Source organism: Streptomyces sp. (genome assembly GCF_031181555.1).
In the GTDB taxonomy this organism is placed as follows: Bacteria; Actinomycetota; Actinomycetes; order Streptomycetales; family Streptomycetaceae; genus Streptomyces; species Streptomyces fimbriatus.
The window spans coordinates 33,160-48,830 of record NZ_JAPSKQ010000034.1 but is presented as its reverse complement, the minus strand read 5'-3'; the positions used below and the strand labels follow the sequence as shown (position 1 = coordinate 48,830).

The following is a 15,671-nucleotide window of genomic DNA, read 5'->3' as shown; positions in this document are numbered from 1 at the left end:
TGGAGAACGGTGACGTGCCGGACGTCGAGAACGCGGTCACTCCCCAGGTCCTGGCCGAACTGGCCTACAACCGCGTACAGCTCCCCACCACCGAGGTCACTCTCGCCCCCACGGAGACCACCAAGGTGAACCTCCCGACCTGGGCCTGGCTCGACAAGGCCAAGTTCAAGGAGGTCTCGGTGACCGCCGCGATCGACGTGGGCGGTCTGAACATCCAGGCCACGACCACCGCCAAGCCCGTCTCACTGAAGCTGGAACCCGGTACACCCGACGCGGAGATGTATCCGGCATCGGGCGAGTGCACCATCAACGACGACGGCTCCATCGGTGAGCCATACGCCAAGGGCAAGGCCGACGAGACCCCGCCCTGCGGCATCAAGTACCTGCGCTCCTCCGGCGACGGGACCTTCAAGCTCCAGGCCACCGTCACCTGGGACATCACCTGGGAAGGCACAGGCGGCGCCGGCGGTGATCTGCCCGACGGGACCTTCGGCAATGATCAGGACGTCACCGTCCAGGAAATTCAGGCCGTCAATCGCTAGGCCTGCACAGTACCGTCCACCGCATCAGTGACACTCTTCACGGGAGACCAGCAGGGCCATGGCAGGCGATCCAGATCTCATCGTCAACGTCGACCTTCTTGTGGAATCGGAGTCCGCCCTGAGCAAGATCCAGAAGGACCTGAAGGACATAGGAAACAGGAAGGACGACATGCGCCCCCACTGGGGCAGCAGCGAGATAAGTGAAGCAATGGGCAAATTCGTGGACAATTGGGATGACTATCGCGGCAAAATGATCGAGAGCCTGGACAGCGTTGGAAAGCTCGTCACCAATACCATCAACGGCTTCACTGGGGCTGATGCAGCACTTGCAAAGGAACTGAAGAAAGCAAGGAAGAGCAAGTGAGCGCTTCCTCGAAACCACGCCCTCGAGACTGGCACCCGCTCGCCGAGTCCGATCCTGTTCCGGGAGATCCGGAAGAAATCCGCGATGAAGTCACGCACATGAAGAGCGTGGCAACCACCCTCCGGGATCAAGCCGAGCGCCTACGCAAGATCAAAAACGACGACGAACTGAAGGGGAAGTACGCGGGAAAACTGCGCGAAGAGTCCGAAGTGCTCGAGAAGCATCTTCGTGAAGTCGCCAGTCGCTATGAACGCGTTCATGTTCATCTGACGAAATGGGCCAATGAGCTTGAGGGCTTCCAGACGGAAGCCGACAAGGTCCTCACCAACGCGAAGAGGGAACAAGAGCAACTCGACGCCGAGAAGACCAAGAAGGAATCAAACGAGGAAGGTACGCCGAACCCTTCGACCAGTGGCACCGAAGGCGACCCTCTCCATGAGTACCGAGTCAAACTCGGTGGCATCGTGGGGGATCGGGATGACCGCGCAGCACACTATGCCGGAAAGATCCGTGACGAGATCGACGACATCATCGAGGACAGCTTCTGGGATGATGTCAAAGGCTGGATCCATGACAACATCGACAAGATCAAATGGGTTCTCGACGCTCTCGGCTGGGCCGCCTCGGTCCTAGGGACTCTTGCGCCTTTCCTTGCCTTCATTCCTATTATCGGCCCCTTCATCGGTGCGATTGCTCTCGGGTTGTCCATCTTCATCGCAGCATCCCGTTTCATCCTTTTCCTTGCTGGGGAAGCAAGCCTCACCGAAGTGCTGATGGACTGCGTCGGACTGGTTGCCTTTGCAGCGGGAACCAAGATGCTTGCCAAGTTGAAGATGGCGAGCAAGGCCGTCAACACAGCCTCCAAGGCGCAGCGGACGCAACGACTCAAAGAAGCACTGCGCGCCAGCAGGTCTGCGCGGAACGAGATCACTCGTGTCATGGCTACAACCAGCGATGACGGTCTCCGGGAGTTCGGGCGCCAGACGCTGAATCGCATGCGGAAAGAGATGTCCCAGAACGCTGGGCGCGTTGCCGACGAGACGCCTCTGCGTCCCAGCCACCTCGAGCGACTCGGGTTCGGAGATTCTGAGGCCCGCTCCCTCATCAACGGCATCCGCCGGAACAGCGAAACCTTTCCCGACGCTGCTGCAGCCGTGGGGAAGTCGGAGACCTACTACAAGGTCGCGGTGGGCGCCGCAGTGACGGGCGCGACCGCGGATGTCACCGACAAGACACTCGGCGAGAGCCCCGTTTTCCCGGACAAACCATTCAATGAGACCTACGAGAACTTCAAGGGCGAAACCGGCAAGCTGCCAGAGGACACCCACTGGTAGTTGAACACGAGGAAGAAGCAGCATGAGTTCGAACCGACAAAACCGAAGTTACGGTCGTCTGGGTGAAGGACCGACCGCGCTGGCGAAGCTGTGTCTCATCATTGGGATGTCTTCCATCTTCCTGGTGATGATCGCAGGTGCTCTTCCGTCCTCTGCGAAGGATGTCGTCTACTGGCTTCAGCGCATCATTGTGGCTGCAGCCATCCTCACTTTGCTGGGGCTCTTCTTCAGGCATCCGCTTCCATCGCGTCGCCCTGAAGGCCTCACGGAAGTGTTCATTTATTCATCTGGCCTCTTTCTGGCCGCTTGGGTAACCGGTGTCTGGGCAGGCGTCTTTGCAGCTCCCCTGATCCCCCTGCTCACCCTCGGGTCATGGATTACAGAGAGACTTCGTCGTGACTGAACAGAGATTGACACGATCGCCGGTTCCCACTGGTTTCAACTTGGTTCTTCCACCCGGGTGGGGAAAAATTGACCTCCATGAGGAGGTCGTGAACGATTCAGTCCTGGCTCTTGTCGACAAATCCATCGATCAGCTCCCAAAAGATCTTCCCAGAGATGACGTGAGCAAGGTCCGAATGGAACTCTTCAAGCAACTGAGAAAGGCGGCAAGAAAAGCTAGCAGAGCAAACGGAATGATGCTGTATTTGCCTGTTGAACGTGTCCGCGGCAGTGTCGTTCCAGCATCATTCGTCGTTTCGGAACCGATTTCTGCAACCGGTGCCGGCTTTCATCCGGACCAAGTACTCAGCGGTGTGGCAGCAGAGCGCGGACAGAGCGAGACCGTAACTGTCGACGGATCATCCGGAACTAGGATCGAGCGGGTCGTCCCACCTCCGGAAAGATCCGAAATTGAGTTCCCTTCCCGGCGTGTCGAGTACATACTCCCCCTCCCTGGTAGCCCGTTCCCTCGCTGGTTGGCGATCACATTCAGCACTGTCGGCGACGGAAACCCTGACAGTGAATACTCCTCCGCTCTCGTCGACCTGTTCGATGCCGTCATGATGACCTTCCGCTGGAGTTACGAGTGATTTTCTTCGAAACCGAGGCAGATCCAACTGAGTGGTTTCTCATGCCACTTCACTGGACAGATCTCCATCAGAGTGAGATCGATGAATGGTCGGCCACCTGCGCTGAGATCATGTACCGACGCCACAAGAAGTGGTGGCGAAGCCCCAACCGCGATGCGCTTGCGCGTAGTTTCCGACTCCTGGTCGAAGCTCATCCGCACCCCAGCATTCCAGCGCATCAGGTGTTTCTCTACGGCGGCGATCCGCGCAGGGTTCCGCAACCCGTCTACGCCCTGGCCGTTCAACCGGAAGGCGGGGATCGGGAGAAAGAGCTTCGCAGCGTTGTCCAGGCATCCGAGACAAACCCGAACCGCCCACCCGACGTTGTGGAGTTCGATTCCGACCGGATAGGTTCGGGACTGCGTTGCCTTCGGTATTTCGGTGACGAAGACGGCTTGGGGGTCTCCCTCAATTACGGTTGGTGGTCCGAGGAACACCAGATGTATGCCTCGATCCGCACGGTGACTGACGAAGTCGGCTGGTTGGCCACGAACCTGGATGTCTTCGACGACTTCGCCCGCAGTATCTGGCTCAATCCCAATCCGGAATGACCTGACGGGCCCAAGTCATTCCCATGGGGTATCAGGAACAGACCCCCCGTCGGCAACGCAACTCTGGTGTACGTGGAGGGATACGTCGCCGATCCCTTCGCCTACGCTCTCGACACACTGATTCTGTTCCGCGTCGGCAAGCAGCGCGTGGCGACGGACCTCCTTGGCATCCACGCCGAAGCGGGGGAATGGTGCTGGATCGACAAGATCCAGCAGCTCCCGGCGGACGTGCTGCACACTGCGGGCAACCCCCGTCTCCGCCCTGTCGTACTGCCCCTGCTGGGCATGATCGACGCGGTGCTCGGTGCGCCGTTCGTCCCCCTCCTCATGCTGTTGAGCCTTCTGTCCGACGCGGAAGGAGCCGTCAAGCGGGCCCTCGGCACGAAGGAGGAAAAGGAACGGTGGCGGGCCAAGGAGGAGGAGGAGGAGGACAAGCGCCGGGACGCCATCATCGCCCAACAAGGCCTCGACAAGGTCTTCGACGGGAACTGGCAGGGCGACGCCGGGCAGTTCCTCCTGCGGTGGTACAGCCACTCGACCCACCACCAGCGGCTTCTGCTCGCGACCCGGGAGGGGATCGTCCTGGCGGCTCCACCGCGGCGCGTCAGCGTGGGACGGGAGAAGCACCTGCAGATCGTCGCCGCCTTCCTGCCGCCGAAGCGGCCCTCGTGGACCCCTTCTCCGGTGAGTTCGAGACAAGGATGCTGCTGATCCGTTTCCGTGACGGATCCTGGTTGCGAGTCGATACGGAAGAGCTCCGCAGCGACCTCCCCATGCACGTGCTCCGGCAGCCCCTTCCCGATAGAGACCTTCAAAGGTTGGCGTTAGGGCAGCTGGAGGTCCTCTGTCATTTCTGAGGATTGCGGAACTTCGCACCCCTGGCTTTGGCGGCGCTGCCAGCCGGAGGGACGCCCTCCTCTCGTGTCGGGGTTCCTGTCGGCGCGACTGCGCCCAACGCGCGGAGCAGACTGGTGTGGAGTGCTTCCGCTGCCTCCTCGCTGGACATCCGGCCGGCATCTACCTCGCCGCTCGCAGCGTGGCCGAGGTTGATGGTGACAGCGACGAGCCAGTCCGGTGAGAGTCTGCCGTCGAATTCCCCGGCCTCCTGGCCGCGCTGGATCACCCGCTTCAGCCGGTCGGCGACCGGCGCGTGGCGTTCGTGGTCGGTGTGCGGATCAACGGACAGCAGGCTGATCTTCTGGAGCAGGACGGGGTATCGCCCCGCTGTCCGGTTGCTGGCATCGAGCAGTCGCAGCAGGGCGCCCGCAGCAGGTCCCGTGTCAAGGCCGGCGGCGTCCATCGCGGCGACCGCTTCCTCGGTGATCCGGTCGAGGGCTGCTGTCAGCAGTTGTTCCCGCGAGGGGAAGTGGGCGTAGACGGTCTGGCGAGTCACGCCTGCGGCGGTGGCGATGGCTTCGACGCTGGTGTCGGGATGGGCGTTCAGGAGCCGGACCGCCGCGTCCAGGATGGCGGCCCTGCTGCGCTGGGCGTCGGCACGCCGATGCGGCGCCTGACGAGGAGTCATTTCTTACACCTTGTAAAGATTACGGGAGGGTGCATATCTTACAGACTGTAAGAGGTAGTACGCCGACCAGCAGCGTGACGGGAGCACCATGAGTCCGTTCAACGACACCGACCCCAAACAGTTCATCGCCGATTTCTATGCGTCCTTCCACAACGACCTCCTGGACAGCGACGAGGACCCGGGACTGATCGTCGACCGCTATCACACACCGGACATCGTCCAGATCGCCGACGGACACCGGATGGACCGGGACAAGCTCATCGCGCACACTCGCCCGGTGCGCAAGAACCGGCCCAGCGGCCGCTGGGATGTGCACGAAGCACTGGTGGATGGGGATCGGATCGCCGTCCGGTCCACCTTGTATGTACAGAACCGCAAGAGAGCCCTCGCCATCGAGACGCACATGTTCGCCCAGTTCACGGATGACGGGCGGATGCGCCAGGCACACATACTCACCCGCACCCTCCCAGCGGACGCCGGCCCGGGACAGGCGACGTCAGAAGTGTCCGAGGGGCAGGTGCGGCCGGCGTGACCGAGAGCACCTACACCGTGAGCGGAATGGTCTGCGACCACTGCGCAGGCTTTGTCACCGAGGAGATCGAACACGTCGCCGGCGTCACCGCCGTGGCGGTGAACGTCGAGAGCGGCACGGTCACGGTGACCATCGACAGGGATCTCGACATAGCAGACGTGCGCGCTGCGGTCGAGGAAGCCGGCTACGAACTCGATGACCGGTTTGGCTAGAGACCTTCAGCTGGTGTTATGGCGGCTGCTCGAGGCCGGTCTTGGTGATGAATCCGGCGATGAGGGCGGGACGGTACTGCATCCGTTTGAGGCGGGTCTTCACGATCCTGGCGAGCTGGTCGAGGGTCCGCTTGGCGAGGTTGGCAAGGGATCGCTTCAGGTGGGACCACACGGCCTCCACCGGGTTGAGTTCCGGCGCATAGGAGGGCAGTCGGTAGACGACCAGCCACGGCCGGGCAGCGATCAGCTGCTGCATGGCCTTGCTGCGGTGAGTGTTCAGATTGTCCCAGATCAGGACGATCGGGCCGCCGAGCTGCTGATGGGCGGCGTCGAGTAATCGCGCGTAGTCGGTCTCGGTGAAACCCTTCTTCTCGCCCTTGCGGCCGCGGTGCAGGCGGGTGCGGTAGATGAGCCGCAGCGCCCGGCCGGGGCGAGTGGCAACCAGACCGGCCAGCGAAATACGGCCGGAGCCAGCGGCGCAAACCCGCACCAGCGGGGTGCGGCCACGCCGACCCCAGGTGCGGCCCTTGGGCGGCCTCAGGCCCTGGCCTGCCTCGTCCTCGAAGCACAGCCAAGCCCCAAGGTCCGCCGCCGTCCTTTTATGACGGGCCACTGCTCGTCCCTCCAGGCGGCGATCTTCTCCTCATCGCGTTCGGCGGTCCGCCTGGCGGGGACCTGCACGCTCCAGCCGATACGGTGCAGCAGGGCGTCCATCCCGCCGAGGGTGTAGCCGACACCGAACTTCGCCTCGATCAGCTCGGTGATCCGCGCAAGGGTCCAGCACTGGTCCTCATCCCAGCCGTGCGCGGCAGGCCCGGCCTCCAGTTCCTGCTCCAGGGCCCGTAACTGGGCCTCGTCGAGCTTGCAGCGCGCGCCGCCCGGCCCCTTCGAGGCCAGCGCCTCGACGCCGCCTTCGGTGAAGGCCCGATGCCAGCGGTTCGCCGACATCCTTGAGACTCTGAATTGCCGGGCAACCTCCGGCTCGCTCGCCCCTTGGGCGAACATCTCGGCTGCTGTGAACCGCACCCGCTCCCGCCGAGTCCGTTCCGCAGCGGTCAGACCACCACCGTCGGGATACCTCATGGAACCGGCATAGCCGACGCTACGTCAGCCGTCACCACCCCGCGCTCGACATAACCCCGACACTTGAAGATCTCTAGCTGACAGGGCCCGGCCGACCGGACACCTGCCCGACGCGTTCAGCGTCCGTGGCCGCAGTTCAGTCGTGCGGGACCTCCTCGACCACCTTCTCGCCGAAGCGCCACGAGCCCCGGTTGCCCACCGCCTCCGCGCGCAGCCCCGTCTCCCAGGCGATCCGGGCGGCGCGACGGTGCGGGACATCGGGGTACTCCTCGGGCGCCACCTCGATGTAGCCGCGGCGGTCGGACGGGGAGGTGCGCAGGGCCTCGCGCAACCTCTCCTCCTGCTCCTCCTGCGTGGAGTGGTCGCTGGTGGCCCGCTTGTACACCTTGCGCGCGGCCCCCCGGACCCTTCAGCGCGTCGCACCGCTTCGCGGTGTCCGAGGACGAAGTTCTCCCTCAGGATCCTCGAACACCGTCACCACTTGACCGACATCGCAAACGTCGGAGGGCGTCTTCACGGCCGGGCCCGGGACCTTGCTACCGTCCTGCCGTTCCAGGGCGTGGTTGTACTCCCTGGCCTTGCGCCCCTGGGGAGGGTCGCGCCACTCCTTGACGACCGTCACCGTGACCCTCTCTCCCCGGTGCTGCAGCGTGAGGTCGTCACGCGCCATGTCCCCGACGTAGACGGACATCAGCGACGTTGCCACGACGAACAACATCGCATACCCACTGGACTCCCGGGCACCCAGCTTGCGGAGCAAAAGGACGAGCAGCACCGCCTGCACGTTCCACAGCAGGATCTGCACGAGCGTTCCGGCATTGTCCACCAGGAGATACATCCCGATGATCACGGCGAGCACGTAGCAGCCGACGCAGACCGCCGGCGTGGGGGGCGTTTCGCCCTCCTCCGCCGCGTCTCGTCGTCCACCATGCCACTCATGTCCGCCTGTCCGTTCCGCCGGCACGCGACGGCGCGGCGCGCCGATCACACCCGCCGCACCGCCGCGACTTCTTCAGGCGGAGATTACCTGCGGGCCGCCTTCGCCAGTTCGTCGTCGATCTGCTCGAACTTGTCGGCGGCCATGGTCAGGTAGTCGCCCATGCCGTCCAGGCCGTCCAGCGTGGTCTTCGCGCCGTTGGTGAACTCGTCGAAGTTCTCGTCGAAGGCCTTCGACGAGCTCTTCGTGACGTAGCCGGAGTTGACCAGGTTGTTGATGTACTTGCGGAGGGCGTCCAGCTTCTCCTGGAGCTTCTCCTTCTCCTTCACGACATGCTTGGCCGCTTCCCGCATGTCCTGATATGTGATGTCAAGGTCCTTGGCCATGAAGCCGCTTCCTCTCGCAACGCCGCAGGGCCAACCCCCGTGGCTCCCTTGTTTGCGGAACGACCGGTCCGCCGTCGCATCCCCTGCGGCACAGGAGTCGCACGGGGCAACCGGTGTGATCGTCCACTCTTGCGGCAGCAGCTTACGGCGGTGAACTGTGGTGTCACATCCCCGCTTTGTGAAGGCGCCGGCGCGAAGTCGTGTACGCCGTTGCCATCGGGAACGTCACGGCGCCTCCCCGTTGCCGCCGCCCGAGCGTGAGCGGATATCGTCGCGGGGACTGTGACTCGCGGGGTGGAAGCGGCCACAGGGCCTGGGGAGGACAAGCGTGCGCCTGACTCTGACCGTCGTCGATCCCTTCGGCGGGGACGCCGCCGACGTCGTGCTCGATGCCGATCCCGAGTCCACCGTCGGGGACATCGCACAGGAACTGGCCGCGCAGGTCGGGCACAGCGGGGCTCAGGTCGTTCCCATCGGGCATCAGGGGCGGACTCCCGCCGGCAACGCGCCCCTGGTGTACGTGGACGGGTACGCCGTCGATCCCTCCGCCACCGTCGTCGGGTCGCCGCTGCGCGACGGGGCCGTGGTGTCGCTCCAGGACCCCTCCGGGTGCCTGCCCGGTGAGCCCACCGGGCTCGTCGAGCTGCGTGTCGTCGGCGGGCCCGCCGCCGGGATCGTGCACCGGCTCGGGGTCGGGCGGTACGACATCGGCAGCGGTCCGGCCTCCACCCTCCGCATCGACGATCCCGAGGTCGACGCCCGCGCCCTCACCCTCTCCGTCGCCACCGACGGGACCTGCCAGGTCACCCTCCACTGCGACGCGGAGGACGTCACCCTCGACGGCACGTCCATGGCGGAGCCGGAGGACACCGAGGAGGACAAGGGCAAGAAGAAGAGGAAGGGGAAGAAGAGGAAGGACAGGGGCGGGCGCGCGGGCAGGGGCCAGGACGGTGGTGACGGGACGGCCTCCGGCAAGCGCGACTGGCCGCTCGGCGGGCAGATCGGGGTCGGGAACTCGCTGCTCGAACTCGTCCGCTACACGCCCCCGAACGCCGCCCTCAAGTGGTCCGACGACGGGTTGGGGCTCGACTACAACCGGCCGCCCCGGCTGCGTCCGGCCGAGCGGCGGACGAACTTCCGGCTGCCCTCGGCCCCCCGCGAGTACGAGGCGCGGCCGCTGCCCTGGCTGATGGCGCTGACGCCGCTCGTCGGTGCCGTGGTCGCGGTGCTGATCTTCCAGCGCTGGTACTACCTGATCATGGCGGCGCTCAGCCCCGTCCTGCTCTTCGCCAACTACTTCAACGACAAGAAGCACGGCCGCAAGTCGCACGCCAAGCAGGTCAAGGAGTACGAGGAGCAGAAGGAGCGGATCGAGAAGGACGCCCAGGAGGCGCTGGTCCAGGAGCGGAACGACCGGCGGCACGCGATCCCCGATCCGGCGACCGTGCTGTCGCTCGGCACCGGGCCGCGGACCCGGCTGTGGGAGCGGCGGCGTACCGACCGGGATCACCTGCTGCTCCGGTTCGGCACCGGGCGGCTGCCCTCCGAGGTCGTGCTCGACGACCCCGAGCAGGACGATCACCGCCGCCAGGTGACCTGGAAGATCGAGGACGCCCCCGTCGCGCTGAACCTGCGCGCCCTCGGCGTCATCGGCGTGGCCGGGCCGGGTGATTCCGCGCGTGCCCTCGGGCGGTGGGCCGTCGCGCAGACCGCCGCGCTGCACAGCCCGATGGACGTGCAGTTCTACGTCCTCAGTGAGAACTCCGCCCGGCAGTCGTGGGACTGGGTGCGGTGGCTGCCGCACGCCCGGCCCGCCGCGGGGCAGGACGTCAACGTCCTCATCGGCAACGACGCCGAGACCGTCGGCGCCCGCATCGGCGAGCTCACGCAGATCCTCGACGCCCGCAAGAAGGCCGCCGAGCAGAACCGGTCCCAGGGCACGACGTTCAGCGATCCGGACATCGTCGTCGTCTGGGACGGCTCGCGGCGGCTGCGGTCGCTCCCCGGTGTGGTGCGGCTGCTGCGCGAGGGGCCGTCCGTGTCCGTGTACGCCCTCTGCCTGGACGCCGAGGAGCGGTTCCTGCCGGGTGAGTGCCAGGCGTTCGTCGTCGCCGAGCCCAAGGCCGAGGAGCACGACCGGGGACAACAGCAGCAGCACGTCCGGCCCCAGCAGGCCGGTGGCGGGTTCCCCTCCTTCCAGGCCTGGCACACCGGCACCGCCGCCGAGCCCAGCCGCGCCGACGCGCCCGGCAAGCTGCGGCTGCGCGTCGAGGAGGCGGGCGCGGAGCGTCTGAAGGACGTACGGCCCGACTTCGTGTCGCCGGCCTGGTGTCTGCGGCTGGCCCGCTCGCTGTCGCCGCTGCGGGACATCAGCGGGGAGACCGAGGACTCGGCGCTGCCCGGTTCCAGCCGGCTGCTGGACGTGCTGCAGCTGGAGCCGCCGACGAGCGACGCGATCGTGGCGCGCTGGCGGATGGGCGGGCAGTCGACGCTGGCGGTGATCGGTGAGTCGTACGACGGGCCGTTCGGCATCGACATCCGCAAGGACGGGCCGCACGGTCTGATCGCCGGTACGACCGGTTCCGGTAAGTCGGAGCTGCTGCAGACCATCGTGGCGGCGCTGGCGGTGGCGAACACGCCCGAGAACATGACCTTCGTCCTGGTCGACTACAAGGGCGGTTCCGCGTTCAAGGACTGCGTCAAGCTGCCGCACACCGTCGGCATGGTGACCGACCTCGACGCCCACCTCGTGGAGCGCGCGCTGGAGTCGCTGGGCGCGGAGCTGAAGCGGCGCGAGCACATCCTGGCCGCCGCGGACGCCAAGGACATCGAGGACTATCAGGATCTGGTGCGGCGGGACCCCTCGCACGCGCCCGTGCCGCGGCTCCTCATCGTCATCGACGAGTTCGCCTCGATGGTGCGCGACCTGCCCGACTTCGTCACGGGTCTGGTGAACATCGCCCAGCGAGGCCGTTCCCTCGGCATCCACCTGCTGCTCGCCACGCAGCGGCCGAGCGGTGTCGTGTCCCCCGAGATCCGCGCCAACACCAACCTCCGTATCGCGCTGCGCGTGACGGACGCCGGTGAGTCGACGGACGTCATCGACTCCCCCGAGGCCGGGCACATCGCGAAGAGCACCCCGGGCCGCGCCTACGCCCGGCTGGGCCATGCCTCCCTGGTGCCGTTCCAGTCGGGCCGGGTCGGTGGCCGCCGGCCCGGTGCGGCGGACCCGGCGGCGCTCGCGCCCTGGGTGGGCCCGCTGGCCTGGGAGGACCTGGGGCGGGCCGCGCTGACCAAGCCGAAGTCCGAGGCCCGCGAGGACGACGAGATCACCGACCTGAAGGTGCTCGTGGACGCCGTGCGCGACGCCAACAGCTCGCTCGGCATCCCGGCCCAGCACAGCCCGTGGCTGCCCGCGCTGGACGAGACGCTGCTGCTCGACGACGTCGAGGTGCCGGCCGTCGCGCTCGCGCCGGGCAAGCTGCCGCCCGCTCCCTACGGCATCGAGGACCTGCCGGCCGACCAGGCCCGCCGCCCGGTCGTCGTGGACTTCGCCACCTTCGGCCACCTGATGATCGGCGGTGCCCCGCGCAGCGGCCGCTCCCAGGTGCTGCGCACCATCGCGGGCTCCCTCGCCCGCACCCACTCCGTCGCCGACGTCCACCTGTACGGCATCGACTGCGGCAACGGCGCCCTCAACGCGCTGACCCGGCTGCCGCACTGCGGCGCGGTCGTCGCCCGCAACCAGACCGAGCGGGTGATCCGGCTCGTCAACCGGCTGAAGGGCGAACTGTCCCGCCGCCAGGACCTGTTGGCCGACAAGGGGTTCGCGGACATCGGCGAGCAGCGGGCCGCGGTCGCCGAGGACGAGCGGCTGCCGCACATCGTGGTGCTGCTGGACCGCTGGGAGGGCTGGGTGCCCACGCTCGGCGAGATCGACCACGGTTCGCTGACCGACGAGCTGCAGACGATGATGCGCGAGGGCGCCAGCGTCGGCATCCACCTCGTCCTCACCGGCGACCGCACCCTGCTCGTCGGCCGGATCGCGACCCTCACCGAGGACAAGTACGGGCTGCGCCTGGCCGACCGCAGCGACTTCTCCTCGCTCGGCATCCCGGCCCGCAAGGTGCCGGAGGAGATTCCGCCGGGCCGTGCCTTCCGCAACGAGGCCGGTACGGAGACGCAGTTCGCGCTGCTCGCCGAGGACACCACCGGTCAGGGGCAGGCGGCCGCGCTGGCCGCGATCGGCGAGGCGGCGACCGCCCGCGACGCCGATGTCCCGCGCGCGCGGCGCCCGTTCCGGGTGGACAGCCTGCCCAGCCGCATCTCCTTCCCGGAGGCGTGGGAGCTGCGCGATCCGGAGGCGTCCCGGTCCAAGCTGTGGGGACTGGCCGGCATCGGTGGCGACGAGATCGTCGGCTTCGGGCCCGACCTCGCCGAGGGGGTACCGGCGTTCGTCATCGCCGGGCCGGCCAAGTCGGGGCGCTCGACGGTGCTGATGAACTTCGCCCAGTCCTTCCTCGCGCACGGCACGCGACTGGTCGTCGCCGCTCCCCGGCAGTCACCGCTGCGCCGGCTCGACGGCACGGACGGCGTGCTGAAGGTCTTCACCGGCGACGACATCGACGAGGACGACTTCGAGGAACTGATCGACGAGGCGTCGACCGACGAACCGATCGCCGTGCTGATCGACGACGGCGAGATCCTCGAGGACTGCGACGCCGAGAGCCAGTTGAAGAAGATCGTCTCCCGGGGCGCCGAACGCGGTCTCGCCCTCGTCATCGCCGGTGACGAGGAGGACGTGTGCAGCGGCTTCTCCGGCTGGCAGGTCGACGCGAAGAAGGCCCGCCGCGGGATCCTGCTCTCCCCGCAGGAGTCCTCCAGCGGGGACCTCATCGGCCTGCGGCTGTCCCGCAGCATGGTCGGCGGCCAGGTCGTCCCGGGCAAGGGCATGCTGCACCTCGGGGACGGCGAGCTGCGGACGGTCGTGGTGCCGGGGTGAGCGGCGGATCGGCGAGGCCGAAGCGGCGCAGTGACTGGGACTCCGGCTGCTACCGCGAGGGCGGGTCGTGCTGGGTGCACAAGGAGTACCCGTTCCTGTGGGCGGTCGGGCTCGCGATGGCGCTCGCCGTGATCGTGGGCCCGGGCACCCTGTACGCGAAGTACGGCGATCGGGGGGAACCGGCCGCCGAGGACCCGGCGGAGTCCGCTCCCGCGGTTACTTGATCTTCGACAGCCGTGCCTCCGGCCGCCGCACCGGTCACCGGCCCGGCCGCCGGGACACCTCGGCCAGGCCCGCGCCCAGCGCCCGTACGGTGAGGGCGGGCGGCGGGCCGGTGTCCGTGACGGCCGTGGCCAGGGACGGGCCGGCCGCGTAGGCGGTGGCGACCCACGGGACCCGGGCGTCGGGGCCGGCGTCCAGGACGGGGGCCGTCCAGGCACCGCCCACCCGGCGCGCGGCGTCGACCTCGCGGCGATGGGGGTCCCCCCGCGCGAGCGCGGTCGAGCGTGGGGGAGGGCGCGGAACTCCTCGTCCAGCGCGAAGTGCGGGTGCACGATCTTGACCGCGACCGTGCGGCCCCCTGCGCTGCGGCCCGGGTGGACCCGGCCCATGCCGCCCGAGCCGAGCCGGCCGAGCAGCCGGTAGGGCCCCGCGACCGTGGGTTCGTCCACTTCGAGCGGCCGCGTGCGTCCGCCCCTCCCCGTAGCGCCGGAACCTTCCGGCAGGGTAGTGGCCGGGTCCGCCGCCCTCAGGGTCGCAGCAGATCCACCGTCACGTCCGCCGCGAAGCCCGTCGTCGGTCCGACCCGGCGGGCGAACTCCGTGACCGCCTCCAGCTGCGGGGGCCCGAAGCTGAAGTCGAGGGTGGTGAAGTACTGGGCCAGGGTCGCCTCGTCGAACGCCTCCCAGCGGGCCGCCTGCTCGGCGACCTTGCCGACCTCCTCGAGGGAGAGGTTGCGGGAGGCGAGGAAGGCCTCGTGCACCTTGCGGGTGATGACCGGCTCGCGCTCCAGGTAGTCGCGGCGCGCCGCCCACACCGCGAACACGAACGGCAGGCCCGTCCACTCCTTCCACAGCGCGCCCAGGTCGTGCACGTCGAGGCCGAAGCGCGGCCCGTCGACCATGTTCGCGCGCAGGGCCGCGTCCCCGATGAGGACGGCCGCCTCGGCCTCCTGCATCATCAGGCTCAGGTCGGGCGGGCAGGTGTAGTAGTCCGGCCGGACGCCGTACCGCTCGGCGAGGAGGAGCTGGGCGAGGCGTACGGAGGTGCGCGAGGTCGAGCCGAGGGCGACGCGGGCACCGTCCAGCCGGTCCAGCGGCACCTGCGAGACGATCACGCAGGACATGACCGGGCCGTCGCAGCCGACGGCGATGTCGGGGAAGGCGACGAGCCGGTCCGCGTGCTTGAGGAACTCGACGAGGGTGATCGGCCCGATGTCGAGTTCTCCCTGCACGAGCTTCTCGCTGAGCTTCTCCGGGGTGTCCTTGGTCAGCTCGAAGTCGAGGAGCGTGCCCGTTCTCGCAAGCCCCCAGTACAGGGGCAGGCAGTTCAGGAACTGGATGTGGCCGACGCGCGGCCGGGTGCGAGGATTCTCCACATCGTGAGGCTAGCCCTCGTCCGGGGCGCGAAGACGTCCGCCCCCGCGCTCGGTCCCGTGTTCGACCGGAGGGCCGTGACGGACGGGACGTTCAAACATTCGGGTGAAGTGATCTTGGCCTCTATTGCATTCGGCCCCCCGCGTGCTAGGCTCGTCGCAAGTTGCAGTTTGGTTTCCCTTGCAGTACAGAGCCTGCGGAGCATGTGACCGCGGGCTCTCGTCGTTCTCAGACATAAGCGATTGTGCAGAACTTGTCTTCACACTTGCTGGTTCTGGAGCAGGGCAACCCTTTGGGCCCAAGGAGGGCTTATGGCTACCGGAACCGTGAAGTGGTTCAACGCCGAAAAGGGCTTTGGTTTCATCGCCCAGGAAGGCGGCGGCCCCGACGTCTTCGTCCACTACTCCGCGATCAACGCGACCGGCTTCCGGTCCCTCGAGGAGAACCAGCAGGTGTCCTTCGACGTCACGCAGGGTCCGAAGGGCCCGCAGGCGGAGAACGTCACCCCGGTCTGATCCTCCGATCCGGGAACGACTAG

Annotated in this window: 18 protein-coding genes and 2 pseudogenes; 12 read left to right on the top strand and 8 right to left on the bottom strand. The window is 67.1% G+C overall.

Going from position 1 to position 15,671, the window contains the following annotated elements:
• From RIM90_RS10415 to RIM90_RS10385, 7 genes and pseudogenes are all read left to right on the top strand, one after another.
• Nucleotides 1-542: pseudogene (locus tag RIM90_RS10415) on the top strand (hypothetical protein); the annotation flags it as partial.
• A 58-nt stretch (nucleotides 543-600) separates the two neighbouring features.
• Nucleotides 601-906: a hypothetical protein gene (locus RIM90_RS10410; RefSeq protein WP_309060326.1), complete on the top strand. Its 306-nt coding sequence runs from the start codon at nucleotides 601-603 to the stop codon at nucleotides 904-906.
• Nucleotides 903-2,240, top strand: a complete 1,338-nt coding sequence (locus RIM90_RS10405) for a putative T7SS-secreted protein (RefSeq protein WP_309060325.1) — start codon at nucleotides 903-905, stop codon at nucleotides 2,238-2,240. Before RIM90_RS10410 ends, RIM90_RS10405 begins: the two co-directional genes overlap by 4 nt.
• A gap of 22 nt (nucleotides 2,241-2,262) precedes the next feature.
• Complete coding sequence (locus RIM90_RS10400; RefSeq protein WP_309060324.1) at nucleotides 2,263-2,643, top strand: hypothetical protein; 381 nt, start codon at nucleotides 2,263-2,265, stop codon at nucleotides 2,641-2,643.
• Entirely contained in the window at nucleotides 2,636-3,271 is a 636-nt protein-coding gene (locus RIM90_RS10395) for a hypothetical protein (RefSeq protein WP_309060323.1), read from the top strand. The genes RIM90_RS10400 and RIM90_RS10395 overlap by 8 nt, the downstream gene beginning before the upstream one ends.
• Complete coding sequence (locus RIM90_RS10390; protein WP_309060322.1) at nucleotides 3,268-3,861, top strand: hypothetical protein; 594 nt, start codon at nucleotides 3,268-3,270, stop codon at nucleotides 3,859-3,861. Before RIM90_RS10395 ends, RIM90_RS10390 begins: the two co-directional genes overlap by 4 nt.
• 66 nt (nucleotides 3,862-3,927) lie before the next feature.
• Nucleotides 3,928-4,572, top strand: a complete 645-nt coding sequence (locus tag RIM90_RS10385; RefSeq protein ID WP_309060321.1) for a hypothetical protein — start codon at nucleotides 3,928-3,930, stop codon at nucleotides 4,570-4,572.
• Nucleotides 4,573-4,708: 136 nt separating this feature from the next.
• Here RIM90_RS10385 and RIM90_RS10380 read toward each other — a convergent pair whose 3' ends face one another.
• Nucleotides 4,709-5,386, bottom strand: a complete 678-nt coding sequence (locus tag RIM90_RS10380) for a TetR/AcrR family transcriptional regulator (protein ID WP_309060320.1) — start codon at nucleotides 5,384-5,386, stop codon at nucleotides 4,709-4,711.
• Nucleotides 5,387-5,474: 88 nt separating this feature from the next.
• Here RIM90_RS10380 and RIM90_RS10375 point away from each other — a divergent pair, with 88 nt between their 5' ends.
• Nucleotides 5,475-5,918 carry a nuclear transport factor 2 family protein gene (locus RIM90_RS10375; RefSeq protein ID WP_309060319.1) on the top strand — a complete coding sequence of 148 codons (444 nt, stop codon included), beginning with the start codon at nucleotides 5,475-5,477 and terminating at the stop codon, nucleotides 5,916-5,918.
• Nucleotides 5,915-6,130, top strand: coding sequence for a heavy-metal-associated domain-containing protein (locus RIM90_RS10370; protein ID WP_309060318.1), 216 nt, complete (start codon nucleotides 5,915-5,917; stop codon nucleotides 6,128-6,130). The genes RIM90_RS10375 and RIM90_RS10370 overlap by 4 nt, the downstream gene beginning before the upstream one ends.
• A gap of 16 nt (nucleotides 6,131-6,146) precedes the next feature.
• On the opposite strand, the gene RIM90_RS10365 is transcribed toward RIM90_RS10370, so the two are convergent.
• The 5 genes from RIM90_RS10365 to RIM90_RS10345 form a co-directional block, all read right to left on the bottom strand.
• Nucleotides 6,147-6,743, bottom strand: coding sequence for a transposase (locus tag RIM90_RS10365; RefSeq protein ID WP_309060317.1), 597 nt, complete (start codon nucleotides 6,741-6,743; stop codon nucleotides 6,147-6,149).
• Nucleotides 6,668-7,213, bottom strand: a complete 546-nt coding sequence (locus RIM90_RS10360) for a winged helix-turn-helix domain-containing protein (RefSeq protein ID WP_309060316.1) — start codon at nucleotides 7,211-7,213, stop codon at nucleotides 6,668-6,670. Before RIM90_RS10360 ends, RIM90_RS10365 begins: the two co-directional genes overlap by 76 nt.
• 136 nt (nucleotides 7,214-7,349) lie before the next feature.
• Nucleotides 7,350-7,598, bottom strand: coding sequence for a hypothetical protein (locus tag RIM90_RS10355; protein ID WP_309060315.1), 249 nt, complete (start codon nucleotides 7,596-7,598; stop codon nucleotides 7,350-7,352).
• A gap of 24 nt (nucleotides 7,599-7,622) precedes the next feature.
• Entirely contained in the window at nucleotides 7,623-8,201 is a 579-nt protein-coding gene (locus RIM90_RS10350) for a hypothetical protein (RefSeq protein WP_309060314.1), read from the bottom strand.
• Nucleotides 8,202-8,236: 35 nt separating this feature from the next.
• Nucleotides 8,237-8,536, bottom strand: coding sequence for a WXG100 family type VII secretion target (locus RIM90_RS10345; RefSeq protein WP_309060313.1), 300 nt, complete (start codon nucleotides 8,534-8,536; stop codon nucleotides 8,237-8,239).
• 328 nt (nucleotides 8,537-8,864) lie between these two features.
• Here RIM90_RS10345 and RIM90_RS10340 point away from each other — a divergent pair, with 328 nt between their 5' ends.
• Both RIM90_RS10340 and RIM90_RS10335 read left to right on the top strand, forming a co-directional pair.
• The gene (locus RIM90_RS10340) at nucleotides 8,865-13,538 is read left to right on the top strand and encodes an FtsK/SpoIIIE domain-containing protein (protein ID WP_309060312.1); all 4,674 of its coding nucleotides are present in this window, start codon (nucleotides 8,865-8,867) and stop codon (nucleotides 13,536-13,538) included.
• Entirely contained in the window at nucleotides 13,535-13,762 is a 228-nt protein-coding gene (locus RIM90_RS10335; protein WP_309060311.1) for a hypothetical protein, read from the top strand. The genes RIM90_RS10340 and RIM90_RS10335 overlap by 4 nt, the downstream gene beginning before the upstream one ends.
• Nucleotides 13,763-13,820: 58 nt before the next feature.
• On the opposite strand, the pseudogene RIM90_RS10330 reads toward RIM90_RS10335, so the two are convergent.
• A pseudogene (locus RIM90_RS10330) lies at nucleotides 13,821-14,263 on the bottom strand (hypothetical protein); the annotation flags it as partial.
• Between the two features lie 23 nt (nucleotides 14,264-14,286).
• Nucleotides 14,287-15,135: a menaquinone biosynthesis protein gene (locus RIM90_RS10325; RefSeq protein ID WP_309060310.1), complete on the bottom strand. Its 849-nt coding sequence runs from the start codon at nucleotides 15,133-15,135 to the stop codon at nucleotides 14,287-14,289.
• Between the two features lie 309 nt (nucleotides 15,136-15,444).
• Here RIM90_RS10325 and RIM90_RS10320 point away from each other — a divergent pair, with 309 nt between their 5' ends.
• Entirely contained in the window at nucleotides 15,445-15,648 is a 204-nt protein-coding gene (locus RIM90_RS10320) for a cold-shock protein (RefSeq protein ID WP_004984723.1), read from the top strand.
• Nucleotides 15,649-15,671 lie beyond the last annotated feature (23 nt).